Origin of the sequence: Coleofasciculus sp. E1-EBD-02 (assembly GCF_040218245.1) — a bacterium.
Lineage (GTDB): Bacteria > Cyanobacteriota > Cyanobacteriia > Cyanobacteriales > Coleofasciculaceae > Coleofasciculus.
Genome location: NZ_JAVJQN010000248.1, coordinates 1 through 25,462, shown reverse-complemented (window position 1 = coordinate 25,462; position 25,462 = coordinate 1). Strand labels below are relative to the sequence as shown.

21 protein-coding genes and 1 pseudogene are annotated in these 25,462 nt (G+C 44.9%); 15 read left to right on the top strand and 7 right to left on the bottom strand.

The window, feature by feature from the left end:
- The first annotated feature begins 219 nt into the window (after nt 1-219).
- On the top strand, nt 220-1,851 hold the full coding sequence (locus RIC07_RS36225) for a histidine kinase dimerization/phosphoacceptor domain -containing protein (RefSeq protein ID WP_446398731.1): 1,632 nt from the start codon (nt 220-222) through the stop codon (nt 1,849-1,851).
- Nucleotides 1,852-1,929: 78 nt separating this feature from the next.
- Here RIC07_RS36225 and RIC07_RS36220 read toward each other — a convergent pair whose 3' ends face one another.
- Nucleotides 1,930-2,217: a hypothetical protein gene (locus RIC07_RS36220; protein WP_446398730.1), complete on the bottom strand. Its 288-nt coding sequence runs from the start codon at nt 2,215-2,217 to the stop codon at nt 1,930-1,932.
- A gap of 344 nt (nt 2,218-2,561) precedes the next feature.
- Between RIC07_RS36220 and RIC07_RS36215 the strand changes: the two genes are divergently transcribed.
- Nucleotides 2,562-3,875 carry an alkaline phosphatase PhoX gene (locus tag RIC07_RS36215; protein ID WP_446398729.1) on the top strand — a complete coding sequence of 438 codons (1,314 nt, stop codon included), beginning with the start codon at nt 2,562-2,564 and terminating at the stop codon, nt 3,873-3,875.
- A 202-nt stretch (nt 3,876-4,077) separates the two neighbouring features.
- Here the strand turns inward: RIC07_RS36215 and RIC07_RS36210 are convergent, their stop codons facing one another.
- Together RIC07_RS36210 and cobN are read right to left on the bottom strand one after the other, a co-directional pair.
- The gene (locus RIC07_RS36210; RefSeq protein WP_446398728.1) at nt 4,078-5,037 is read right to left on the bottom strand and encodes a GAF domain-containing protein; all 960 of its coding nucleotides are present in this window, start codon (nt 5,035-5,037) and stop codon (nt 4,078-4,080) included.
- A 909-nt stretch (nt 5,038-5,946) separates the two neighbouring features.
- On the bottom strand, nt 5,947-10,005 hold the full coding sequence (gene cobN / locus RIC07_RS36205; protein ID WP_446398727.1) for a cobaltochelatase subunit CobN: 4,059 nt from the start codon (nt 10,003-10,005) through the stop codon (nt 5,947-5,949).
- 480 nt (nt 10,006-10,485) lie between these two features.
- On the opposite strand from cobN, the gene RIC07_RS36200 reads away from it, so the two are divergent.
- From RIC07_RS36200 to RIC07_RS36185, 4 genes are all read left to right on the top strand, one after another.
- A complete protein-coding gene (locus RIC07_RS36200) occupies nt 10,486-12,855 on the top strand; it encodes a hybrid sensor histidine kinase/response regulator (protein WP_446398726.1) in 2,370 nt (789 codons plus the stop codon).
- A gap of 63 nt (nt 12,856-12,918) precedes the next feature.
- On the top strand, nt 12,919-13,257 hold the full coding sequence (locus RIC07_RS36195; RefSeq protein WP_446398725.1) for an antibiotic biosynthesis monooxygenase: 339 nt from the start codon (nt 12,919-12,921) through the stop codon (nt 13,255-13,257).
- 480 nt (nt 13,258-13,737) lie between these two features.
- Complete coding sequence (locus RIC07_RS36190) at nt 13,738-13,980, top strand: hypothetical protein (RefSeq protein ID WP_446381425.1); 243 nt, start codon at nt 13,738-13,740, stop codon at nt 13,978-13,980.
- Nucleotides 13,977-14,393 (top strand): PIN domain-containing protein, encoded by a 417-nt coding sequence (locus RIC07_RS36185; protein WP_446398724.1) that lies wholly within the window; start codon nt 13,977-13,979, stop codon nt 14,391-14,393. The genes RIC07_RS36190 and RIC07_RS36185 overlap by 4 nt, the downstream gene beginning before the upstream one ends.
- 94 nt (nt 14,394-14,487) lie before the next feature.
- Here the strand turns inward: RIC07_RS36185 and RIC07_RS36180 are convergent, their stop codons facing one another.
- On the bottom strand, nt 14,488-15,837 hold the full coding sequence (locus RIC07_RS36180) for a proton extrusion protein PcxA (RefSeq protein ID WP_446398723.1): 1,350 nt from the start codon (nt 15,835-15,837) through the stop codon (nt 14,488-14,490).
- A 244-nt stretch (nt 15,838-16,081) separates the two neighbouring features.
- On the opposite strand from RIC07_RS36180, the gene RIC07_RS36175 reads away from it, so the two are divergent.
- The 5 genes from RIC07_RS36175 (at nt 16,082) to RIC07_RS36155 (ending at nt 20,427) form a co-directional block, all read left to right on the top strand.
- On the top strand, nt 16,082-18,271 hold the full coding sequence (locus tag RIC07_RS36175; protein ID WP_446398722.1) for a recombinase family protein: 2,190 nt from the start codon (nt 16,082-16,084) through the stop codon (nt 18,269-18,271).
- Nucleotides 18,272-18,714: 443 nt separating this feature from the next.
- Entirely contained in the window at nt 18,715-18,915 is a 201-nt protein-coding gene (locus RIC07_RS36170; protein ID WP_446398721.1) for a hypothetical protein, read from the top strand.
- The gene (locus tag RIC07_RS36165; RefSeq protein ID WP_446334049.1) at nt 18,916-19,173 is read left to right on the top strand and encodes a ParE family toxin-like protein; all 258 of its coding nucleotides are present in this window, start codon (nt 18,916-18,918) and stop codon (nt 19,171-19,173) included. It begins immediately after the preceding gene.
- A 252-nt stretch (nt 19,174-19,425) separates the two neighbouring features.
- Complete coding sequence (locus RIC07_RS36160; RefSeq protein ID WP_446398720.1) at nt 19,426-19,623, top strand: hypothetical protein; 198 nt, start codon at nt 19,426-19,428, stop codon at nt 19,621-19,623.
- Between the two features lie 129 nt (nt 19,624-19,752).
- The gene (locus RIC07_RS36155) at nt 19,753-20,427 is read left to right on the top strand and encodes a Uma2 family endonuclease (protein ID WP_446398719.1); all 675 of its coding nucleotides are present in this window, start codon (nt 19,753-19,755) and stop codon (nt 20,425-20,427) included.
- A 200-nt stretch (nt 20,428-20,627) separates the two neighbouring features.
- Here the strand turns inward: RIC07_RS36155 and RIC07_RS36150 are convergent, their stop codons facing one another.
- Complete coding sequence (locus RIC07_RS36150) at nt 20,628-20,960, bottom strand: hypothetical protein (RefSeq protein WP_446398718.1); 333 nt, start codon at nt 20,958-20,960, stop codon at nt 20,628-20,630.
- Nucleotides 20,961-21,261: 301 nt separating this feature from the next.
- Between RIC07_RS36150 and RIC07_RS36145 the strand changes: the two genes are divergently transcribed.
- Together RIC07_RS36145 and RIC07_RS36140 are read left to right on the top strand one after the other, a co-directional pair.
- On the top strand, nt 21,262-21,957 hold the full coding sequence (locus tag RIC07_RS36145) for a Uma2 family endonuclease (RefSeq protein WP_446398717.1): 696 nt from the start codon (nt 21,262-21,264) through the stop codon (nt 21,955-21,957).
- Nucleotides 21,958-22,147: 190 nt separating this feature from the next.
- Nucleotides 22,148-23,008, top strand: a pseudogene (locus RIC07_RS36140) (Rpn family recombination-promoting nuclease/putative transposase).
- A 168-nt stretch (nt 23,009-23,176) separates the two neighbouring features.
- Here the strand turns inward: RIC07_RS36140 and RIC07_RS36135 are convergent.
- Nucleotides 23,177-23,395, bottom strand: a complete 219-nt coding sequence (locus RIC07_RS36135; protein ID WP_446398716.1) for a hypothetical protein — start codon at nt 23,393-23,395, stop codon at nt 23,177-23,179.
- 2 nt (nt 23,396-23,397) lie between these two features.
- Between RIC07_RS36135 and RIC07_RS36130 the strand changes: the two genes are divergently transcribed.
- Nucleotides 23,398-23,682 (top strand): hypothetical protein, encoded by a 285-nt coding sequence (locus tag RIC07_RS36130; RefSeq protein WP_446398715.1) that lies wholly within the window; start codon nt 23,398-23,400, stop codon nt 23,680-23,682.
- Between the two features lie 55 nt (nt 23,683-23,737).
- On the top strand, nt 23,738-24,475 hold the full coding sequence (locus tag RIC07_RS36125) for a Uma2 family endonuclease (protein WP_446398714.1): 738 nt from the start codon (nt 23,738-23,740) through the stop codon (nt 24,473-24,475).
- Between the two features lie 178 nt (nt 24,476-24,653).
- Here RIC07_RS36125 and RIC07_RS36120 read toward each other — a convergent pair whose 3' ends face one another.
- On the bottom strand, nt 24,654-25,043 hold the full coding sequence (locus RIC07_RS36120) for a DUF433 domain-containing protein (protein WP_446398713.1): 390 nt from the start codon (nt 25,041-25,043) through the stop codon (nt 24,654-24,656).
- Nucleotides 25,044-25,462 lie beyond the last annotated feature (419 nt).

Below are 25,462 nucleotides of genomic sequence, written 5' to 3'. Positions count from 1 at the left end.
ATCGCGATGAAATGAGATTATGAATAGTAAAACAAACTCTCTGTTTCTGATGAAATAATGAAGTGATTTGATAGCTATTTATTCAGCCTACCACTTTGGGTAGAACTAATATACCGTGAGACAGAGACGAAAACACCTAACTGCTGATACCTATCCAAAACCTCCTTTAATGAACTAGGATCAAATTTTTTCTGTCATATCCTTCCCCTAAGGAGAACCATGTCCGTCGAGCAGCCATCTAACTCTCACCTACAGGTAAACTCTTCTCACCCAACCCATATTACCGCATTAGAACAGGAACTCATTGAACTGCGACGCCAAGTCTCCCGACAGACATTACTCAACCAAATTGTGCAAGCGATGCGCGGTACACTGGTGTTGGAAGATATTCTCCAAACTACGGTCGATCAGCTCCATGAAACACTTAATGTCAGTCGCTGTTTGATTTTTCGACCGGATAGTGAGTCGCAAATGACGGCACATCATGTTTCGGAAGCGACCGCCCAACGGGAGAGTATTTTGGGAGTCTACTGTGATTTTTATCGGTATCACCACCAGGAATTGAGCCAGGGTGAGCCTGTGGTTGTCCCGCAAATTACTCCCAATTTTCCCGATGTGTTAATCGAGGCGGCGCAGGAATGTGAAATTTGCGCTATTTTGATTGTGCCGTTGCTTTACCAAAATTTCTATATTGGTGGGATTAGTCTACACCAGTGTGATCAGGCACGGGAATGGAACCGAGAGGATATTGAGTTTGTCCAAGCCATTGCCGATCATTGTGCGATCGCGATTCATCAAGCCCAATTGTATGCTAAGTTACAACGTGAATTGAGAGAACGTCACCAGGTAGAAGAAGCACTCCGGCAAAGTGAAACCCGCTTCCGCACGGTGCTGAAACATGCACCCTTGGTGGTGTTTAATCAAGATCAGGAGTTACGCTACACTTGGGCTTACAATGTGGTTCCTGATGATGACGTGGATGCTATCTTAGGAAAAAGCGACAGCGAACTCCTAGCCCCCCAAGAAGCACAACCGTTAATATCCATCAAGCAGCGTGTATTGACCAGTGGGATAGGAATGCGAGAGGAAGTCTCTCTCACCATTAATGGTGAACTTCGATACTACGATTTGACCGTCGAACCCTTACGCAACTCAATCGGAGACATAGAGGGAATTACCTGCGCGGCAATGGATATTAGCGATCGCAAATACATCGAGAATCAGCTTAAGATTTCCTTACAGCAAAAGGAAGTACTGTTCCAAGAAATTCACCATCGGGTCAAAAATAACCTACAACTTGTCTCTAGCCTGCTTGATCTCCAATCACAGCAAATTGATGACCCTGATATTTTTGCCCTCTTCCAAGCCAGCCAGAACCGAATTAAATCAATGGCTCTTATTCATGAGGAACTCTATCAATTTGATCACTTGCAGCGGATTGACTTTCTCAATTATATTGAGAATCTTACCTATCATTTGATTCAAACCTATGCTATTCATCCCGAATCTATTCGTCTACACCTTAATATCGACCAAGATTTAAACCTTGATCTATCAACCGCAATTTATTGCGGGTTAATTCTCAATGAACTCATCTCTAATGCTTTAAAACATGCCTTCAAAGCAAACAATTACAAAGGTCATATATGGATTGAAATTTATTCCAAGAAAAAAGAGAACCCAAAAAATAAATTGATCGTGGGCAATAACAAGCCAACACCAATTGAATTGATCGAATTTAATTCACCCAAAAGCTTGGGGTTGCAATTAGTCCGCGCTTTAGTGGCACAGCTTAATGGCAAGCTGGAAATAAAGAAAGCTAATAATACAGTCTTTGAAATTGAATTTTAATCAGAAAATAGTTAGGATTGCACCATAAAAAAATATTCACAAATACTTAGACACCCTATACTCCTACCCTCCTTTTAGCTATCCTCCTTGATTGCAAATCTCAAAAGCGTACTCTTGGGTTTCTTGCAGCTCTTGCAATACCGATGTATCAATCGTCTGAATATCTGACTGACTTGATCTAGCTAATTTATCCTCAACTTGCTCAAATTGCTGCTGGGCTTCAGCCACAGCTAATTCTGCCTCACTACAAGTCTGCGTGGCTAATGCATCGAATTGATTATTACATCCAGAGCCGAAAAAAACTAGCAATAATAATCCTGCACTGAACTGAATTTTTTTTGCCGGAATCAGGGGATAAAATTTCATACCCAGAGAAATAAATTCACTAGAGCTACATTACTAACTACTCAGATTTATCCAGCTTTCAGGACTATTACTCTGTTTTGGGTATTTCGATTATTAAAAAATGTTAAATAAGTTGACTTTGAGTTATAATTAACTCGATTTTACCGACAAATTAAAGAATCGATAATGATGCCAACGGCTTTTATAAATTTCTGACTTTAGTTAATTAAAACTACACAGACAGATCCCCGACAACTCCTACGAAGTCGGGGATCTTGCTTAGAGACTGTACCTCATCAAGCTCAAGTTTAATTGTATCCAACGACTTAGAGTAAAATTTGGATGTAACTTTTTGGAGGAAGACAGTGGCGTTATCCCGACGTAGTTTTCTGACCTTGGCAGGCGCGAGCGCCGCCGGAGCATTTATGGTTTCCCCGTTGGAAGCCTTTTACGCCAGAGCGACCCATGGTCAATCCACAAATGGAGCGGGCTTTGGTTCCCTCGTCCCTGACCCCAGAGGTTTATTGGACTTACCACCCGGATTTACCTATAAAGCCTTCTCAAAAACCGGGGATATCATGAGCGATGGGAATCCTGTACCCGGTGATCATGATGGCATGGCAGCATTTCCCGGACTCAGAGACACGACAATCCTAGTTCGCAATCACGAACTTAGCCCGAATCAAATCAACAAGTTTGGCGTAAAGGCATCGGACTTGCAGAAGTACGATCCTTTATGTTTAGGAGGAACGACTACATTAATCGTTGACAAGAATGGAGACTTGCAGCGCGACTATGCCTCCCTAGCGGGAACATATCGTAACTGTGCGGGTGGACCAACCCCTTGGGGTTCCTGGATTAGTTGCGAAGAGAATACCTCAACACCTGCGGGAAACAAACTCGGAGATCCGCTGAATGTCTCAAAAAAGCACGGCTATAACTTTGAAGTTCCAGTTAGAGGCGGGTTGGTCAAACCTGTACCTCTAGTGGCAATGGGTCGCTTTAACCACGAAGCCGTAGCCGTAGACCCAGTTAGTCGATATATCTACCAAACCGAAGATAGAGGAGATAGCTGCTTTTATCGCTTCCGTCCCCAGCAACCCTATAATCTCAAAGCAGGCGGTATTCTGGAAGCATTGGTGATTAAAGGTATGCCTACAGTCAATACCAGCAGGGATTTTTTGTCGAAGAAAGGTCAGCCTTTAGCTGTGGAATGGGTCAAAATTGAGGATGTTGATCCAGTTGAGGACACGCTACGTCAAGAAGCTCAAAATAAAGGAGCAGCTATTTTTAACCGGGGTGAAGGAGCATGGTATGGTAATGGCTTGATTTATTTTGTCTGTACAAGTGGCGGTGAAATTGGGCAAGGTCAAATTTTTGCTTACAATCCTGCTGATCACACGCTGACATTAGTGGTTGAGTCAGAACGCGAAAGCGAACTGGATAATCCAGATAATATTACAGTGGCACCCTTTGGTGATCTATTCTTATGTGAAGATGGGAATGGAGAGCAATTTATTGTTGGTGTAAATGCAGCAGGCAAAATTTATAAGTTTGCTCGTAACGCAATTAATACCAGCGAATTTGCCGGCGTTTGCTTTTCTCCAGATGGGAGTAAGTTGTTCCTGAATATCCAAAATCCAGGTATTACCTTTTGTATTCAAGGGGTGTGGAGTTAATGGAGATTCGTCATTCGTCATTGGTCATTTGTCATTGGTCATGCGTCATTTGCGATAATTGAATGGTTAGGTCGGGGCGGGTTTAGTTACATTAGGGTGAAAACGAAATGTTAGCAGTAAAACCCGCCCCTACAAAAGATGTTTTATCGGAACGCCTCTTTTCCCTCTGCTGCCACGGCTGCCCCTGCTGCCCCTGCTCCCTCTAGAGCCGTTGAAGATTCTTCTGTAACTGTCGTTCTTGTCGCTGAAGTTGCTCAACCAATTCAATTTCTCGCAAACTACCGGGTTGAATATCCGTCGTTTCTCGGAGTTTTTGGGCAAGTTGGTAACAAAATTGACATCGTTCTAAAATCTGGAGAATCGAAGGGGCAAACTTGGCAAATAGGACTTCATCATCTTGGGTAAAACCACGAGGATCAATCTTATTGACTAGATCATCTTCCGGTTGGTAGTTGGACTTTAATTTATTGATTAATTGCACCACCGCCACGAGATCTTGTTCCTCGTTTAGTAGGGGCCAAGCCAAAATGGTATAGGTGCGGTATCCGGTACGGCGATCCGTCTTCTGCGCCATTTCGGATCGCGGATCATCATAGACATCAAAGGGAATGTTAATTACTTTTAAGGAAAAGGCGGCGAGACTAGCAATTCCTTTGTTAGCCGGAATATCGATCAACAGGCTACCACCGTCTCCATCCTCGGCAATCAGTGAACCCAATTCTTGTCGTTCTCGATCCAATAAAAAAATACTGGTGCGATCCGCACGAAGCAAATTCCCGACTTTGCGGGTGAGGCGACCCAATAGTTGGCAGAGTGTTCTCACCAGTGTTTGTAATGCTTGGTCAACAGCACTCACCCCATGGCTGTAGGAGTAAGCCAAGAACTCACCCACTTCAATCGGTGAGTCAAAAACTAGATTCTGCTGGCTATCTACACCAGCCACATCCTGCCAATCCAATTCTAAGACCTGGCAAAGTTCGACAAAGTTTAGTCCTTTAACGGGTTGTCCCTTGAGAAAGTGATTTAGGGTGTCTAACGATAGTCCCAGGGCTTCCGCCAGTTCGCGATCGCGCCCCTGACTCTTATTGCGCCAAGCTTGTTTGACTTTGGAAATAGACTGGGGATGCACACTAAATGACCGAATCATTGTTCTTCGTGGCATTCCTCTCCCGTTCAATCCAAGATTATCATCGGAAAATAATGCCACGCCTCCATGTAGGTTTACAAATAGGTGACATAACCAAGTAAGCGACTGTGTTTATCGGTTACTTCGATTTAACCAGAGAAGCTGACTGGTACCCATCTGAACGGTTGGTCTGATCCTAGGTTAAAACGCTGTCCGTTCCTTTTACTACGATTTGTGTAAAATCTTTACGCTTCCAACCAGGGAGCCTGTCAAGGAAAGCCCATGACTTGCCCAACTCTTGAAGAGCAACGCTGAAGTTAATGGCTACATATACAAATTTTTTGCTATAATTCTGTAGTATTGGATACAAAAAAGCAATACAAAAAAAGACGCTGCTGTTGATTCAGTCCATTCAGCAACGCCCCAGCATTGAGTTTTCTAATCCTATCTATACAAATGGTAGCTAACTGAGCAGAAACTGTTTGCAGTCACTGTTCCACCCGTTTAACTGTCACACCCGATTGGGCAGAAAAAATAACGTATGAGCCTGTTTCTGTAATTTATTAAACAAAAAACGCTGCTGTTATTCAGTCCATCCAGCAACGCTTCCGTAATTGAGTTTTCTAATCCTGGATATATCCTAACGAACTGAGTAGAGACTGTAGGTTGCTGGTGTTCTACCTGTTCAACTGTCACACCTGTTAGGCGGAAGAAATGACTGATGAGCCAGTTTCTGTAACTGATGAAACAAAAAACGCTGCTGGTATTCAGTCCATTCAGCAACGCTTCAGTAATTGAGTTTTCTAATCCTGGATACATCCTAACCAAATCAAGCTGGACTGTTTTTAACCTACATTCCACCCCTTGAACTGTCACATCAGTTAATTTTGGATAACGGAAAATAGGTTATAAAGTTAGCTTATTGTCCCCTCATCCGTCAAAAGTTTAGTCGCTCAAGTTAGGATCACTCCCCGCTTCAATTACCCCTTCTGCTTGCAGAGCGATCGCTCTTAATTTCTCCAGTATCTCAGGTTTAGCCGATTGCCACAGCGATCGCTGATGCGCCTCCAATAACCGCTCTGCCATATCTCGCATCGCCCAGGGATTCTTTTGCTGGATAAACTCTTGCACCTTTTCATCCAACAGATAAGCCTCGGTCACCCCTTGATACATATAATCTGCCACACAATTGGCTGTCGCATCATAAGCAAACAAATAATCCACCGTCGCCGCCATTTCAAACGCCCCTTTATATCCGTGGCGCATTACCCCTGCAATCCATTTGGGATTCACCACACGAGAACGATAAACACGGGCAATTTCCTCCTGTAGCCGTCGCACTCTGGGATTTTCGGGAATCGAATTATCGCCAAAATAGGTTTGCGGATTCTTACCCGTCAGCGCCCGCACCGATGCAGTTAACCCGCCTTGAAACTGATAATAATCATCAGAATCCAGTAAATCATGTTCCCGATTATCCTGATTATGTAACACGACTTGCAATTGTTTCAGGCGTTGGGCAAAGGCTTCCGGCGCAGCAACCCCCTCTTGATTTGGGGAAGATGTACCACAGTAGGCATAACTACTCCAATTCATATACGCCCGCGCCAAATCCTGTTCATCCTGCCAATTTTGCGCCTCAATCAATCCCTGTAACCCTGCGCCATACGCCCCCGGTTTCGAGCCAAACACCCGATAGTGCGATCGCGCCTCGGCTTCTTCTTGACTCAATCCCGCTTCACACCAGAACGCTGTCTCCTGTTTCACCTGCGTCGCCAAGGGATTGTCCTCCGGGGATTCATTCAAAGCGGCAACCGCGACCACGGCATTGTAAAATAAATCAATTAAATTAGGAAACGCATCGCGAAAAAAGCCCGATATCCGCAGCATCACATCCACACGCGGACGCCCTAACACCGACAGGGGCAGAATTTCAAAATCCACAACCCGACGTGACGGGCGATCCCAAATCGGTTGCACACCCAACAACGCCAGCGCTTGTGCCAGATCATCGCCCCCAGTTCTCATGGCTGACGTTCCCCATACGGATAATGCCAGTGTTTTGGGATACTCCCCATTATCCTGGGTATAGCGTTCAATCACCGCTTCCGCCGCCTTTCGTCCCACATCCCACGCCGTTTCGGTAGGAATCGCACGGATATCAACGGAGTAAAAATTTCGACCTGTGGGTAATACCTCCGGGCGTCCCCTCGTCGGCGCACCCGCCGCCCCACTCTCGACATAGCGCCCATCTAATCCCTGCAACAGATGAGTGATTTCTTGAGAGGTTTGGGTTAAGGCGGGTAAAAGGCGATCGCGAATCCAGTCTAATTCCTGTTGTGTTTGTTGTCCGATTCGGGAATTAAGTGTAGAGACGTGCCATGGCGCGTCTGTGTGCCATGGCGCGTCTGTAGGGGCGGGTTTAGGAACATTCTTGTCGCTATTGGTTATAACGTTTGTACAAAACCCGCCCTGACTCAGTGTTGATCCTACGTCATCCTTTAGGGTATGGTTTTGATCCTCTCCTTCTGCCTTTGATAACAGGGATTCCACCAATTGAGACGCCTGGGCTTCCAATTGCGCGATCGCTTGTCTCTTACTGTCACCTTCTGGCATCAGGGGATCAAAGTCCCATCCCCAATCTTGCGCGATCGCACGAGTTAATCCCAAGCGCCCCTTCCCCGGATGACGGGCAATTGCCACAGTTAAGTCTCGTAACAGTCGTCCCTGGGGACACTGTCCTAATATATGTAACCCATCTCGAATTTGAGCTTCTTTTAATTCACACAGGTAGCTATCAATTTGAGTTAACAGATTTGCTTTCCCTGCTTCCCCTAGAAGGGTGGGTTTAGTCAAGCTATCCGACATCGACACAACGTTATCGGTAAAACCCTCTGTTTCTCGACGTTCCACCCTATCCTCAATTCCCAAATCCTGGTACAGGTTTTCTTTGATAATCAATTGAGTAATGCGATCGCGGATAGTCGGTAAGCGAGAGGGATCTAAGCTTTGCGCTTCGTAATATTCATCCACTAACCCTTCAAGCTGTTGCAAAGAACCATAGAGTTCAGCACGAGTCATCGGTGGCGTCAGGTGGTCAATAATCACAGCCTGCGATCGCCGTTTGGCTTGCGAGCCTTCCCCCGGATCATTGACAATAAACGGATAGAAATGGGGCATTGTCCCTAATGCTACTTCTGGATAACAGGTTTCAGAGAGTGCCAAACTTTTCCCTGGTAACCATTCCAAATTTCCATGTTTTCCCACATGTACCATCGCCTGCGCCCCAAATTTCTGTCGCAGCCAATAATAAAAGGCTAAATAAGCTGGTGTTGGTTCTAAATCCGGCGCGTGATAATTTAAAGCTGGGTCACTATCATAACCCCGCGACGGTTGAATTCCGACAAAAATATTACCCAATTGGATGCCCGGAATGGGAATTGTTGATTGCTGATTGTTGATTGTTAATTGTGTAGGGACGGGTTTAGGAACTTCCTTGTCGCTATTAATAGTAACCTTTGTGCAGAACCCGCCCTGACTGAATATTGACCCTTCACTTTCTTGATCCCAACGGTTACAGATTCCTTGCTGTACCGTTAACGGTAACGTATTAAAATAATCTCGATAATCTTGCCCAGATAATCCCTGTCGTAGAGGACGTAATTCCCATCCTTCGGGATCATTTGTTACCCCCGTGGTTAAGCGTTGAATCAGTTCATCCCCCGTTTCTGGACAATCCTCTACCTGATACCCCGCTGCTTGCAACGCCTTGAGAATTTCCACACAGCTTGCAGGCGTATCCAGCCCCACACCATTCGCGAGGCGTCCATCTCGGTTAGGATAATTAGCTAAGATCAGGGCAATACGCCGTTCTGCTGGCGGGGTTTGGCGTAATTTCACCCAATTCGCCGCTAACTGAGTGACAAAATTAATGCGATCGCGCACCGATTCATACACCACAACATCCGTTTCCAGCAGCGGATTCCAGGTTTGTACTGCCTTAAACGAAACCGCACGAGTAATAATGCGTCCATCCACTTCTGGCAAGGCAACATTCATTGCCGTATCTCTAGGGGTTAATCCCTGAAACTGTTCCTGCCATTGTTCCTTTGTACCACCACTAAAAATGACTTGCAGTACGGGTACATCCAAACGTTGCCATAACTCCAACCCGGGTTGTTCATGATCTATTAATTTAGCAACGGAGAAACTTGTCGTATTCAATAACACCTCAATTTCCGCATCATCTTTGGGTTGGAAATAGGATAATACTTCCGCTTGTACTTCCGGATCACGTAACGACGAGACAAATACTGGCACAGGATGCAACTGTTGTGCAACTAACGCTTGACAAAGTGCATCAATGGGTGATGTATTTCCCGCCAAATAATGAGCGCGATAAAACAAGATTCCCACTTTAGAGTTCGTAGTAAGCGCTTTAGCGCTTCCGTCTCCCCACCCATAAATCCCCACACGCGGTACAGGTTTAGGAGGTAGAGGCTCATAAGTTCTTCCCAAACACAAATCGGCAACAAATTTCAGGGCGTTGGTACAATTCTCCACACCCCCTTCAATAAAATAACGCCATAGCTGGTGAACGGCAGTTAGAGGAATAGTAGAATGACTAACTAAATTGGGATCGGGACGATCATCCCCTGGCAATAGGATTAAGTTTGCCCCTGTTTGTTCTACAGTTGTCTGCACAACTTCCAATCCATAAGACCAGTAGGCAGATCCACCTAAAAGCCGAATAATAATAACGTCTGCCTGATTTAACACCTGTTCGGTGTAGGTGTCAATCGTTAATTCCTGCTGCAATTGGAGGAGATTAACGGCTCGAATCGCCGGGAAATCTGGGGGTAAATGAGCCATTGACGCCGCCAAGGTTTGAATATCGGTGTCGGCGGCTGTGATCACAATGATCGGCGCAGGTGTCTGTTCAATAAAAATGACTCCTTCAGCTTGGGGATTCCATCCTCCCGGTGTTGCAGCAATCCGATGCATAGTCTTTTTAGAGGTATTTTGCTATTTTAAGCGTATTCATTTGGGTTGGTCGTTTATTGTATGATATTATCTAATTTTTTTATAGCCGAAACTCAGAAAATTTTTTGTTGAGGACGCTCCCAGGTTCATGAAGTACCCCAAATAAGCCTTTAGCCAAAAATAAAAGTGATTTTTGAACGGATACACGCTTAGTTTAGGGGGAGAGTTATGAAAACTGTTCCCTGTTCCCTGTTCCCTGTTCCCTGTTCCCTGTTCCCTGTTCCCTGTTCCCTGTTCCCTAATCCCAACCGTTAACATTAATTGTGTCCACCTACTTACTCTTTACAAAATGATACCATGATGGATAGAGCATAAAAGGCTAGAAATTTTAATAAAGATGTTATAAATAAATCGCTATATCTTGGATAGCATCGAATAGAGGCTCCGCTTACACCGAATCCGAGGTGAAGCATTGTCATTTGCTTAAACTAGACCAAACTCATGGCGATATTGGGAAATCCAAGATTTAGCCGAACCTTGCCATTGGCAATGTTCGAGCGGCTGCAAGAATTATTGCAGCAGATGCAGGGAAAAATTGGTAGGGATGCTGTACTCTTGCGATCGCACGACTTGTCCAGTGTATCTGTGAGTCTAGAGCAACAGGTACAACGATTTACACTGCTGGTATCTCCAGGGTTCCGCGCCTTGCTAATCGCGACTCCGATTGAGTCACAAGGAGAAGCGGAGGCAAATTCCCATTCCAGCTTATATCAGGTTGGGTTAACCTTTGAGTCAGACGCGATCGCAGGTTTTCTCGACGGGCTCACTCAACGGTTCACCCGCCAACCCCAGATTCTGCATGTCTTCAAGCTTGTCCAAACCTATCCAGAACCGAATCAAGGGGACATCCAAAGTGAATTTACCCTGTTGTTGATGGATATACTCACCGCTAATCCCATCAGCAACGAATCCATCCATCCTTACTGTGAGGTTGGTCAACCCATTGAAGCAGCGCTACGCCAACAGGTTGAACAGGAACGGCTGGTTCACCAGGTTACCACTCACATCCGTCAAAGTCTAGAATTACCCGTTATCCTCTCTACGGCTGTCGATGAGGTGCGCCATTTTTTGAACGTTGATCGATTATTAATCTATCAATTTGACGGCGATTTGGTTAACCTTAGGAATGAAGGCAATAAAATTGGGGTTGACAATTCCACGGAAATTGCCGATCAATTCGAGAACGGCAAGTTTCTAACTTTACCGCCTCCCTCACAACAGGATGAGGGTTGTGTCACGTATGAAGCCCGCCGTTGTAATCAAATTCGTTCAGTTCTCAATTGGCGAGAGGAAAAAGACTGCGCTCTCTATGTTTCCAACTGTCGCAGCAAATATCACCAAGGATTTACTGGGGCGATTGATGATATAGAAGTCGCCTATAGTGATTCTCCCTGTTTACTCCAACTGCTGCGACAAACCCAAGTCAAAGCTAAGTTAGTCGCACCGATTCTCGTACAAAATCGCCTCTGGGGATTACTAATTGCCCACCAATGTTTTGCACCCCGACACTGGCAAGAAAGTGAAAAACTGTTTCTCAAGCAAATTGCCGAACACCTGGCAGTTGCCATTTACCAGGCTCAATTGTATGCCCAACTGCACCAGCAAAAAAGTAGCCTAGAACAGCGAGTGATTGAGCGCACCCAGGAACTTCGGGATGCACTGCAAGCCACACAAGCCGCGAACCATGCCAAAAGTGAATTTCTGGCGGCGATGAGTCATGAGTTGCGGACGCCCCTGACTTGTGTGATTGGACTATCGGCAACATTATTGCGTTGGTCATTAGGGGAGGGAGGTAGCAAAACTGTATCCCTTGAGAAACAACGGCGTTATTTACAAACCATCCAAGAGAATGGGGAACACTTACTGGCACTAATTAACGATATTCTTGATTTTTCCCAATTAGAGGCGGGAAAAGCCGTTTTAAATATCAACGAATTTTCCCTGCGATATCTTGCCCAGCAAACCTTACGATCTTTAAAAGAAAAAGCCAGCAGTGGTCAAGTCGAATTAATCCTCGATTGGCAAGTCCCTACCCCCAAGGATCGCTTTCAGGCTGATCCACGCCGACTCCGGCAAATTCTGTTTAACTTATTGGGAAATGCGATAAAATTTACCCCGGCTGGTGGTCAGGTCACCTTAAGGGGGTGGCGAGAACAGAATCGAGCGGTGTTTCAAATCGAAGACACGGGGATTGGCATTTCTCAAGAACAAATTCCCCTAATGTTTCAAAAGTTTCAGCAGCTAGAGAAAACCTATCAGCGTACCTACGAAGGTACAGGTTTAGGGCTAGCCCTGACTCAACAATTGGTCGAACTCCATGGCGGTACGATTGAAGTTGAATCTACTGTGGGAAAAGGGTCTATCTTTACCGTTTGCGTGCCGATCCAATCAGTTGTTCCAGGAGGAACCAAATCACCCGCCTCATCGGAAAAGGGATCTTCGATGCCAGGGAGTATCGTTTTAATCGAAAATAATGAAGCGAGTGCGACAGCCATCTGTGAAATTCTCACGGCGGCGGGTTATCATCTAGTGTGGCTGATCGAAAGTTCGACGGCTGTGAGGCAAATTGAACTGCTGCAACCCCATGCCGTGATTGTGGATTGGCAGTTATCGGCAATGGACGGATATGAGATCAGCTATTATCTCCACCATAAGACGACAACAGCACATATTAAAGTATTGGCTTTGCTCACATCCTCACTCTCAGCCGATGAACAGCACGATCTCAACGCCCTCGTTGACGATTACTTACCCAAACCCGTAGAACCTGCCCAACTTCTGCACAAAGTTGCCACATTGATGGCAATATGAAGTTGTCTTATGTCCTTGGTCATTTATACTGGGTTGTTGATTTAATTCATAAGGAGTGTAATAATGAGCGAATTTCTAGATTTCCTCAAACATAAGTATGCCTATGTCGCGATCGGGGAATTTAAGCCCGGTAAATTTGAAGAAGCCCAACAGCTTTATGAAGAAGCCATCTCGACCTACACTCACGGATTTCAAGGGGCATATATGCTGCGAGAACCGGGAACCGATAAAGGAATTGCCGTTATCTTTTGGGATCATATCGAAGACATGGATGAAAATCAAAATGAGGCTTATCAACAGATTTTGGAAAAGATGTCTCATTTATTTGTCAAGCCACCCACAACCACATTTTATGAAGTGTCTAGTCAAATACCCCCTTCTGTGAAAACAGCAGAAGAATAATCATGCTGCAACGAATCATTCTTAACGGCTTCAAATCCATTAAAACAATGGATCTGGAGTTGCGCCCCTTAAATGTCTTGATCGGAGCCAACGGGGGTCTTCCGTAGTTAGTGTTCTAAATTGTTAGTTTTATTTGCCAGAATATTGGACAGCAATAGCTTTAACCATTTTTACCCGAATTTCAATTCGTTTTGAGGCGGTTAAAAGCTACAGTCCTTGTGTGGTAAGCTTCCCGATTCATTGAAGCTGATAGTTTAGCCCACTAAGTCCGGAAGACCCATAACTTTGAGCCTGAAGATGTCATTGTAGTAAATCGACAGGGTAAATAGTCGCACTTTAAACGGCTCGATTCCCCAGCATTATAGGACACATCATTTATGTAGAGACGTTGCATTATAGTCTCTACAATGATGCCGAAAGTCCTAATCGATGTGTCTACTGCTATAATTAAAAAAGTCCAGTTATTTAAAGACAGATTCAATGACATTGCAAAAATTGCAAAACCAAGCCTTACAATTACCTATCAGCGATCGCTGGCGTTTAGTTCAGTCTCTGTTGGCTTCAATTCAAAAAGAAATGCTATCACTCATGTCTCCTAGCTTAAGTGCAACACCAATGACGGATCTTGATCCTTGGACTCAAGGTTTACTGGGTGTTGTTCAGCTAAGTCCAGAGGATGCCAAAGAGTCCTATATTGATTATCTGGAGACAAAATACCAGTGAAACGGGTATTATTTGATAGTGATGTCTTACTTGATGTTCTCGCTCGACGCCAACCTTTTGTTGTGGCTTCCGCACAAGCCTTAAATTCAGTCACTCAGGAGCAGGTTGAGGGATATGTTTCTGGTCATGCCATAACCAACATTTTCTATATCTTGCGTCGTCAGATAGGAAATGACACGGCACGGAAACTACTATCAACTTTATTAGAACGGATTCAAGTAGCTAGTATAACAGATGAGGTAATTAGAGCCGCGTTGCAAAGCCCTATGAAAGATTTTGAAGATGCGGTAACAAGTGAAGCTGCACTTGCCGCATGTTTGGACATTATCCTGACACGCAATATAGCTGATTTTGTGGCATCGCCAGTTCCCGTAATGTTACCTGAAGAATTTGTGGTAACCCTATCAGAATAAACGTGATGTATTTTGGAGAGGGTGATCGCCTCATTTTATTTGAGCTAGTACAAGAAAGCAGAACTCTACAGAGGACAAATGACGAATGACAAAATCACTCATTCATATTTCGGTAAGTTGCCACCGCTGATGGTGAAATCCGGTTCAGATAGCGGAAAATCCAATATTTAATCACCGAATCGAGAATAACCGGAAATGTGGCAATAAACAAAAAGATAAAATCATGATTTTCGGGAATCCCGAAATGTCGCGAAATTGCCGCCAGAATCACTTCCCAACCGTGGGGAGAGTGGAATCCGACAAACATATCGGTAAACAAAATAATGATAAAGGCTTTGGCGCTATCACTGAGTCCGTATACAATATCATCAATAAACGATTTTAATACCACAAAATCCGCTTTGCTAGTAACAATCACTCCCGCAAAAAAAGCGAGAGAAATTAAGTCGGAAAAAATATTCTTAATCGCATCAGAACTGCGATACTGATAATCTTCAGCTAGCTCAGTGGCTTTTTCTCTCAGCCGTTCTTCCATTTCTGCCGAGGATAACTTTGGTGCCATTCCCAATAAGCTTTTAAAGTGCAGTTCCTCTTCAAACCGCTGGAGTTCTGTGAACGCTTCTTCCTTCATGTCAATATTTAAAAAAATACCCGGCTCATTTTCTGAGCGAAACGAGTCAACAATGGGTCCAACCACAAAGGTTTTAGCCACCTGATGGGCTAAAATGGGAACAATAATCAGCGTGAGAATAAACTTGATCGAAATTAAGGTTTTGTCGCGAGACGTGCGAAACTTTTTGACAACTTCCTCTTCAGCTTTGGGATCAAGTTCCCGCTGTAGTCGGTTGACGGTTCGCAGAATTGACCGAGGCACAACCCCGGTTTTATCCGATACCGTTTCTAATGCATCATTTTGGGGATTCACACTAGCCTGCTTCAACTGGGCTAAGGTTTTGGCATTGGCTGTCGTTCTGGGATTACCGTTGGCTTGAGCCACTTGATTGGCAGATAGCGGGATCAAGGAAACGGAGGATGGCTCAGGTTCTGAATATCGTTTTAATATTTCATCAATAAAGTTGAGTTTTTCGATGATAATCGCTTGCTTTTCGGTTAATTCGATGGGATCATAGCGGGCTAAATTATCTTTGGAACCGAGCAAGCCATTCGTTGTTTTTGGCTCAGAAATCCGGAAAACTGACCGACTGGTTCTAAATTCCCGTAAGCGAACTCGAATTGTATTTAAGTATTTCTTTAAGTCAGCCTCAAAATAGGAAATAACACTATCACTATGTTGACCGGAGCGAGCCGAAATTTTCTGCCCATTGAAATGCTCATCTTCAATGGATTTAATCGTTAACGCAGCTTTGTAAGCTTGATCTAAGGCTCTTTCGGGGGTATCCGCGAACCATTGGTTAGCCAGACGTAAAATAGAGGGTAGCTTCATCGAAACGGCTAATATCTCAATAAAAAATAGTCCGGAGCGTTCCTGGCACTCAATCGCCAGAATTAATATAGTTTACTGTACGTGGTATGTTAACAGATATTAAGTCTAAGTAGGTTGGTGGCAATAAATCCACCTAGATTAAGTTCTGTAAATAAACCTCAAACCCTTACATAAACGTAGCTTGCTTCTCAAGGGAGCGAGTATGACGAATGACAAATGACAAATGACGAATGACGAATGACGAATGACGAATTCGATTTGGATTAGTGGTGGTACTCGCACGGGCAAAACAACTCGGCTGGTGACTCTGTTTCGCCAATGGGTAGAAGCGGGATGGGGTCGATCGCGTCCGTTATCTTCTCCCATTGTCCACAAAAAGCGGCGCGATCGCTATCAGACGCCAGCCTTGTTAATTTTGGCAGCCAATGCTGATAATCGTCGGGAGTTGACAGATCGCCTGACGACGACGTTACAGGGGCGTTATCCAGTGCGCTGTCAGACGCCCTTGGGCTTCTTTCAGGACGAAGTGATTCTATTTTGGCCCCTTTTAATCCAACGGTTAAATCTGAGGGCGCAATTTCCCCTGCGCTTGCGCCCGGAAACCGAACAGGATTTAGCCATGCAGTTATGGCGTCCCCAACTCGAATCTGGATTAATTCCGATACCGGGAACTAATGAGTCAGTTCGGGTGCGGCGTCTGTTAGATTTGTTACAATTAGCCGCCCTGAGTGGGACGCCGATTGAAGAGATTCCCAGGATGCTAGAACAGGGAGTGGTGGAACTGGAAGCCACCCCGGATCAATGGGAATTAATCGGTAAACTGCTGTTGGATTGGCGGGGGTGGTGTCTGGATAAGGGACTATTAACCTACAGTCTGGTGGGTGAACTCTATTGGCGAGAAATGTTACCCGATGCTACCTATCAACAGTATTTAACCCAGCGTTATCGGGCGATACTGGCAGATGATGTGGATGAGTATCCCGCGATCGCACGGGATTTGTTTGATTTACTCTTAGATCAGGGTATCGTGGGAGCGTTTACCTATAATCCCCAGGGTCAAGTGCGCTTAGGTTTAAATGCTGATCCGGATTATTTGTCGGGATTAGCCTCTCGGTGTCAAGTGGAATCCTTACCGTCACAGCCGAATGATTCCTTAGCCGATGCGTTATCGCCAATGGCGGTAGACCTGCTCAACGACCCCATGATATTGTCAGACTTGCCGGAGTTTTTGCGATCGCTACAAACCACATCTCGCGCCCAGTTATTGCGCCGCACCGCTGAGGTAATTGTAGACGCCGTGAAGTCGGGACAAGTGGAACCGGGGGATATTGCCATCATTGCACCCGGATTAGACGCGATCGCCCGGTATACTTTGACCGATATTCTCACCAAACAGGGGATTCCCATCCAACCGTTGAACGAACAGCGCCCCCTGATTAGTTCCCCCTTAATTCGAGGCTTATTAACCCTGCTAACCCTTGTGTATCCAGGGTTAGGGCGGTTAGTGGATCGAGAGGCGATCGCCGAAATGCTGGTGGTTCTTAGTCGTACACCCGAACCCATTGCTACCCCTGAAGAAGAATCTCCCATTCCTAGCCCTAATATTGACCCGGTGCGGGCGGGTTTACTCGCCGATTACTGCTACTCTCCTGATCCCGACTCCCCCCACTTATTACCCGTTGAAACCTTTGCCCGTTGGGATCGCTTAGGACATCGAGCGACAACGGCTTACACCCAGATTCAGCAATGGTTAGAGGTGCAACGAGAACAGCAGCAACAGCGCCTAATTCCGTCCTGTGTGGTGATTCTCGATCGCGCCATCCAGAAATTCCTATGGAATGGCTCTAATCTACCTTACGACCAAATTGCCGCTTTGCGGGAACTCATGGAAACCGCCCAACATTATTGGGAAGTGGATGGACGATTGCGGAAACTCCCCGCTAATACGACTGATGAGGAAATAGCCAGAGGGGGAACACCACCGCAGGCGACGATTTCCCAATTTATCCAGTTATTACGTCGGGGAACCGTCACCGCCAATTCCTTTCCCCTTCGTCGTCTCCCCGCTACGGCTAATTCAGCCGTTACCCTAGCCACCATTTTCCAATATCGAGCCGCCCGTGGCTATCATCGTTGGCATTTTTGGTTAGATGCGGGATCTCATCTTTGGAGTCAGGGAGGCGCAGCGACGTTATTTGCAGCGCCCTTATTTCTCAAGGATTGGTTTGGACAACCTTGGACAGAAGCCGATAAAATCCAAGCAGATGAGGAACGCCTGCAGCGAATTTTACAGGATTTGTTAGGGCGAGTTCGCGATCGAGTGTATTTGTGCCATAGTGATTTAGCCGTCAATGGGACAGAACAAACGGGTCCGTTGTTAAACTTAGTTCATTCCTCAATAGAGTTAACGACTGAGTCAGTTGTGAGTCATTGACGAAGCCGAGAGGCATTCATCAAAATCTGGCAATTAAACTCGATAACCTGAAGGGGTGACACCGGGTAGAAAAATCTTGGATGAGCGGCTGAATTTCTGTCTCGCTCATCAAGGCTTTCTTAATTAAATTGACGCAAACTTCGTGGACAGACTATTGAATATATCCAGGGTGCTTGGGGTTGCTTTGGAAACTTTGTTACAACACATAAGACACCGATTGAGTTACACTCTGCTGTGGACTCACGGTTAAATGACACAGATTGACACAGAAAGACGTTAAGAGCGATCGCACCCAAGACCCAATTGTGGCGATATCGGGTAGGATTGAGCTGATGATGGGGAAAATTGGGTGATCAGTGAGTCTAAACTCGGGTTGATTGAGGAGTGCGATCGCATTGACGGTGTAAAATAAAGAGAGGTTGACTGATCAAGCGTGAAGTTAAATGAAACAAGTTGAACAGATTCAATCGGAAATTGAAGCGCTTTCCCAGGAGGATTTCCGGCGATTGAGAGAGTGGTTTGCTCAAAAAGATTGGGAAATCTGGGATAAGCAAATTGAGGTGGATAGTGCTAAGGGTAAACTGGATTTTTTGCTGGAAGAGGCAATGACAGCCAAGTCTCAAGGAAAACTAGGAAACTTGTAAGTGCATCGAACAACCCCGAAATTCTGGCAACGCTTTTACGCCTTACCAGAGACGGTTCAGCGTCAGGCAAGAAAAAGCTATGATTTACTCAAAGCTGATCCTAATCATCCATCTTTAAACTTCAAAAAGGTAGGAAAGTATTGGTCAGCAAGGATTGGATTAAGTTATAGAGCCTTAGCCGTAGAAGATGGTTCTGACTTTATTTGGGTATGGATAGGAGATCATGATGAGTATGACAGACTGATTCATCGTAATTAGATATTTGGTTTGTAGCTTTAAGGTAGAAGCGCGATCGCCTGTTGGTTTATGGTATACTTTACATCGTGGAAAAATGTGCCAGCAAGATAGACCTCATCAACCGTAAACCGTAGGGTGGGTTAGGTGGTATTCAATTGAAAGAACAAATCACTTAACTTCCTATCCAACCTAACCCACCAAGTTATCTTTTCTAACCAGTGAACAAAAGATTTGGGCTTTTTCGATCACATTAAAGGATTTTCCCTAACAATAGTGCAGCGACTCGCCCCTACATTCCCTACTGCAGCGGGCATAAAAATACTTGAGCAGCTTCGTAGATATGATGAAGCAGGGGGAGCAGAGGGAGCAGGGGAAGCGGGGGGAGATATTAGCTGTTCAGTTATTTCTGCCTTCTTGCACTACATTCAAGGAATGCACCTGACGGATGCAGCAAGCCCATGCGATCGCTAGGCGTTGATCCAGGTACTTTGTGATAACACAGGTGATACCGATTGAATCACATTCTGCTGTGGACTCACGCTTAAATAACATAGATTGAATAAAATACAATGAAATTAGTTGTTGCTCCCTGACCAACTCATGCTAGAGTACAAGCCATCCGATTGCTTACCCTGTGCAGAAGAGCTACCCGATTCTGACGATACGCCAGTGGACAATGAACTGCAAGATTTAATCCCCTCATTACTTAAAGCTGTCCTAGCGCTGTTGTGGGAGAAGCGCTGGGATTGGTTCTTTGGGGTGGATATGGCGATATATCATCACGCCAAAGAACCGGCAATTGTACCCGATGGGTTTTTGAGTGTGGGAGTACAACGGTTTATTGATGAAAACTTGCGCCTGTCTTATGTGGTGTGGGAAGAGCAGGTTGTACCCATGTTGGTGCTGGAGGTAGTATCCCATAAGCGTCGCGGCGAATATAGCAGTAAGAAAAAAATTTATCGGGATATGGGGGTACTCTATTATGTGGTGTACAATCCCCTGCGACGTCGTAAAGCCCCATTGGAAGTGTATAAATTAGTGGATGGGGAGTATCAGTTACAGTTTGGTAATCCGGTGTGGTTACCAGAAATCGGATTAGGGATAGGAAGAGAAAGGGGAACCTATCAGGGAATGACGCGGGAGTGGTTGTACTGGTACGATGAGCAAGGACAGCGAATCTTGACGCCAGAGGAGCAGATTGAAAAGGAAAGAAAAAGGGTTCAATTGTTAGAAGAGCGACTGCGATCGCTTGGAGTTGATCCAGATTCTTTGTGATAACACAAGTGACACCGATTGAGTTACACTCTGCCGCCGATTCACGGTTAAATGGCATAGATTGACACAGAAAGATGTTTAACCCCGAAATTCTGGCAACGCTTTTACGCTTTACCAGAGACGATTCAGCGCCAGGCAAGAAAAAGCTATGATTTACTCAAAGTATAGTTTTTATGGGGAGACGATGAAAATGATTTTCATTAATCCCCAAACACCTCTGCTTCTTCTTCATCTGTGGCAAATTCGCCGCGACGAGAAGCGGAAATTGCTTCGTCTAACCGTTCTAGAGAACCATGTTGCTGTTCATAGCTTTTGAGAAAAGTCGCTGTAACGGTTTTCCTGATCTCCAATCCTTTTTTGATCAGGGTTTCATAATGGTTGGGATTAACCAGATAAGCTACAGTTTCGCCATTGCGGGTGACGAGGATATCAGCATCTTTTGCCATCTCAGCAATTTTGGCAGTATTTTTGAGTTCGGTGACTTGGGCGTGACGCATGGGAAAATCTGGGTCTTTGATCACGGTGTTACTCATATCAACCGACTGAACGAGGATATAATTACGTCCTGATTATACCCTAATTAGGGTTCGCCTGATTGAGGAGTGTGATCACCTGTTTGTTTATGGTAGACTTTTCATCCTGGGAAAATGTGCCTGCCTATAGACTCCATACATAAGGTTGCACACTAGGACACAAAAAGAGCGATCGCACCGTTCGTAGTGAGCGCTCGCTTCGCTTGTGCACGTCCTGGCTGGACATCTCTAGGTTATCGGTGAAATCTGTGTTGGGACAAATAAAATACAATGAAATTAGTTGTTGCTCCCTGACCCACTCATGCTAGAGTACAAGCCATCCGATTGCTTACCCTGTGCAGAAGAGCTACCTGATTCTGACGATACGCCAGTGGACAATGAACTGCAAGATTTGATTCCCTCATTACTTAAAGCTGTCCTAGCGCTGTTGTGGGAGAAGCGCTGGGATTGGTTTTTTGGAGTGGATATGGCGATATATTATCACGCCAAAGAACCGGCGATTGTACCCGATGGGTTTTTGAGTGTGGGAGTACAACGGTTTGTTGATGAAAACTTGCGCCTGTCTTATGTATTGTGGGAAGAGCAAGTTGTGCCAATGTTGGTGCTGGAGGTAGTATCCCATAAGCGTCGAGGTGAATATAGCCGCAAGAAAAAACTGTATCGAGAAATGGGGGTATTGTACTATGTGGTGTACAATCCCTTACGGCGTCGAAAAGCCCCATTGGAAGTGTATAAATTAGTGGATGGGGAGTATCAGTTACAGTTTGGTAATCCGGTGTGGTTAGCAGAAATCGGATTAGGGATAGGAAGAGAGCGGGGAACCTATCAGGGAATAAATCGAGAGTGGTTGTACTGGTACAATGAGCAAGGACGGAGAATCTTGACGCCAGAGGAACAAATTGCTCATGAGCGACAAATTGCTCAACAAGAGCGACAACGGGCAAAATTGTTAGAAGAGAGACTGCGATCGCTTGGAGTTGATCCAGATTCTTTGTGAGAACACATAAGACACCGATTGAGTCACACTCTGCCGCAGATTCACGGTTAAATGACGCAGATTGACACAGAAAGAGGTTTAACCCCGAAATTCTGGCAACGCTTTTACGCTTTACCAGAGACGGTTCAGCGTCAGGCAAGAAAAAGCTATGATTTACTCAAAGTATAGTTTTTATGGGGAGACGATGAAGATGATTTTCATTAATCCGAAAACGCACTTTGGGTTTAACAAAATATTTGGCTCCCCTCAAAACCCAGAAATCCTAATGAGTTTCTTAAATGCCCTCCTCTATGATGGACACAGCCGGATCAAAGAATTAGAAATTATTGACCATGATCTAGCGCCGAAAATCCAGGGAGTTAAAGATACTTACTTATCTGTCCAAGCCAGACTCAGTGATAAACAAAAGGTAATTATTGAGATGCAAGTCTTGAATGTAGAGGGGGTTGAGAAACGCCTATTGTATAATGCCGCTCAAGCCTATTCTATGCAATTGCAACCCGGAGAAGATGATACGCTATTGAATCCAGTAATTGTCTTGACGCTGACGGACTTTGAAATATTCGAGAATTTGCCCCAAGTGATATCTAATTTTGTTCTCAAAGAAAAAAAGGTGTTGACGGATGAGCATATCAATGACCTAGAGTTAGTCTTTGTCGAATTACCCAAGTTTACGAAAACCCTAGAAGGACTAGAAACCCTCACTGATAAATGGATATCTTTTATCAAAAATGTCAGAAGATTAGAGACGATACCGGAAACCATGGCACAAGTTCCCGAAATTCGCCAAGCTTTTGAATTGGCGAACCAAGGATATTTGACTCGTGAACAGGTAGAAACTCTCTTACATCAAGAAATCTATATTCATGACCACCGAAATGCGATTAAACTAGCCTGGAGGCAGGGCTTTGAACAGGGAATTAAGATGGCACGAGAACAAAGAATTAAGCTTGGACGAGAACAGGAGAAATAACGCACAAGAGAAGCTGAACAACTGGCTCAACAAAAAGAGCGATCGCACGATTCTCTCTTAGATTCCCAGTGTATCTGAGAGTCAACCTTCAGCAGGCTCAAAAGGATTCACAATCCTCAGGCGTTCAGACACAATCAGCCCATTGTGCATATCTTCCGAGTAAAGCGTTTCTACTCCAGCTTGGTTCCGGATTCCGTCTTGAAGAACGCATACAGCCAGATATTTGTATCGATAAAATACGTGCCGCTAGCCTCGCTTATGCGCCTCCTCTCGGGTTAAGGGAACAAAAGTCTTAAGTGGAATTGGGTTATGGATTAGGTGGGCAATCATACCTAGATCAGGGGGGCGGCTGTTTGAGATTACGGTAATCTTTACACGGTCAATATTTTGCAGGAGTTGTTGATAGGCTTCAGGGACTTCTATCTTGCCATCCTGTACCTTGGCGGTAAATTCAAGGGTTGACATTTTTGGCTGCTAATTTAACGGATATCTTATCCTTAATGGTACAGCACAAAGTCAAAGTGGACAGACTATTGAATATACCCAGGGTGCTTGAAGCGCTTTCCCAGGAGGATTTCCGGCGATTGAGAGAGTGGTTTGCACAAAAAGATTGGGAAATCTGGGATAAGCAAATTGAGGTGGATAGTGCTAATGGTAAACTGGATTTTTTGCTAGAAGAGGCAATGACAGCAAAGTCTCAAGGAAAACTAGGAAACCGATTGAATCACATTCTGCTGTGGACTCACGCTTAAATAACATAGATTGAATAAAATACAATAAAATAAGTCGTTGCTCCCTGACCAACTCATGCTAGAGTACAAGCCATCCGATTGCTTACCAACTGCCGAAGAGCTACCTGATTCTGACGATACGCCAGTGGATAATGAACTTCAAGATTTAATTCCCTCATTGCTTAAAGCTGTTCTAGCGCTGTTGTGGGAGAATCGCTGGGATTGGTTCTTTGGGGTGGATATGGGAATTTATTATCACCCAGAGGAATCAGCAATTGTACCGGATGGGTTTTTGAGTCTGGAAGTACAACGGTTTATAGATGAAGACTTGCGCCTGTCTTATGTATTGTGGGAAGAGCAAGTTGTACCTATGTTAGTGCTGGAGGTAGTATCCCATAAGCGTCGAGGGGAATATAGCCGAAAGAAAAAACTCTATGGGGAAATGGGGGTACTCTACTATGTAGTGTACAATCCCCGGCGACGGCGTAAAGCGCCATTGGAAGTGTATAAATTAGTGGATGGGGAATATCAGTTACAATTTGGTAATCCAGTGTGGTTATCGGAAATAGGATTAGGGATAGGAGCAGCAAGGGGAATTTATCAGGGAATAAATCGAGAGTGGTTGTATTGGTACGATGAGCAAGGACAAAGGATATTGACGCCAGAAGAGCAGATTGCTAATCAGCGACAACTGGCTCAAAGGGAGCGACAACGGGTAACAGAAGCTGAACAATTGGCTCAAAGGGAGCGACAACGGGCAAAATTGTTAGAGGAGAGATTGCGATCGCTAGGTGTTGATCCAGACTCTTTGTGATAACACAAGTGACACCGATTGAATCACATTCTGCTGTAGACTCACGGTTAAATGACGCAGATTGACACAGAAAGACGTTTCATGTCTGTCTCAATCGAATCATCTATCAGGTTAGAGGAGAGACTGCGATCGATTGGAGTTGATCCAGACTCTTTGTGATCACACAGATGACTCAGATTTAATCACATTCTGCTGTAGACTCACGATTAAATGACATAGATTGACAAAAAAAGAGGTTTCCGGCGATCGCACCCAAGACACAATGAGCGCGTGTTGGTTTATGGTAGACTTTGGAAGGCGTTTTTGCTTGCAATTCACGCACCAAAGCTTTACTCTCTCGCATTTGTTGTTGTATTTCTTCCAGATGATCATGGTAATAAGCTAAAGCAGCGTACACATCGGATAACGTAATAGTCGGATATCGAGACACAATTTCATCGGGAGACATGCCCTTATGTTCATGCCAAATGACAACATCTTGAACCCTAATCCGATGTCCAGCAATGCGCGGTTTTCCACCACATACGCCTGGGGTGATTTCAATGTGTTCGGAGATTACTGCCACCATAGACTATATGCAACCTTCAAATGAGCATCTGTCTTAGCTTATCTTATCTAAAGCTATCTCTACTCAACAATGGCTGGGATAACCTGAACAGTCATGCTAAGGGTGATCAGGTTTGGGGGATGGGTTGAGGATCGCCTGTTGGTTTATGGTATACTTTTCACTTATGAAAATGTACTTGCCTATAGACCTCATCAACCGTAAACTGTAGGGGGGCTCTTGCGGTATTCAATTGAGAGAGCAAATCATTTAATTTCCTATCCGCTGTAACCCACCAAGTCATCGTTTCTAACCAGTGAACAAAAGATTCGGGCAATTTCTATCACATTGAAGGATTTTCCCTAACAATAGTGCAGCGAGGAGCCCCTACATTCCCTACATTCAAGGAATGCACCTGACGGATGTAGCAAGCCCATGCGATC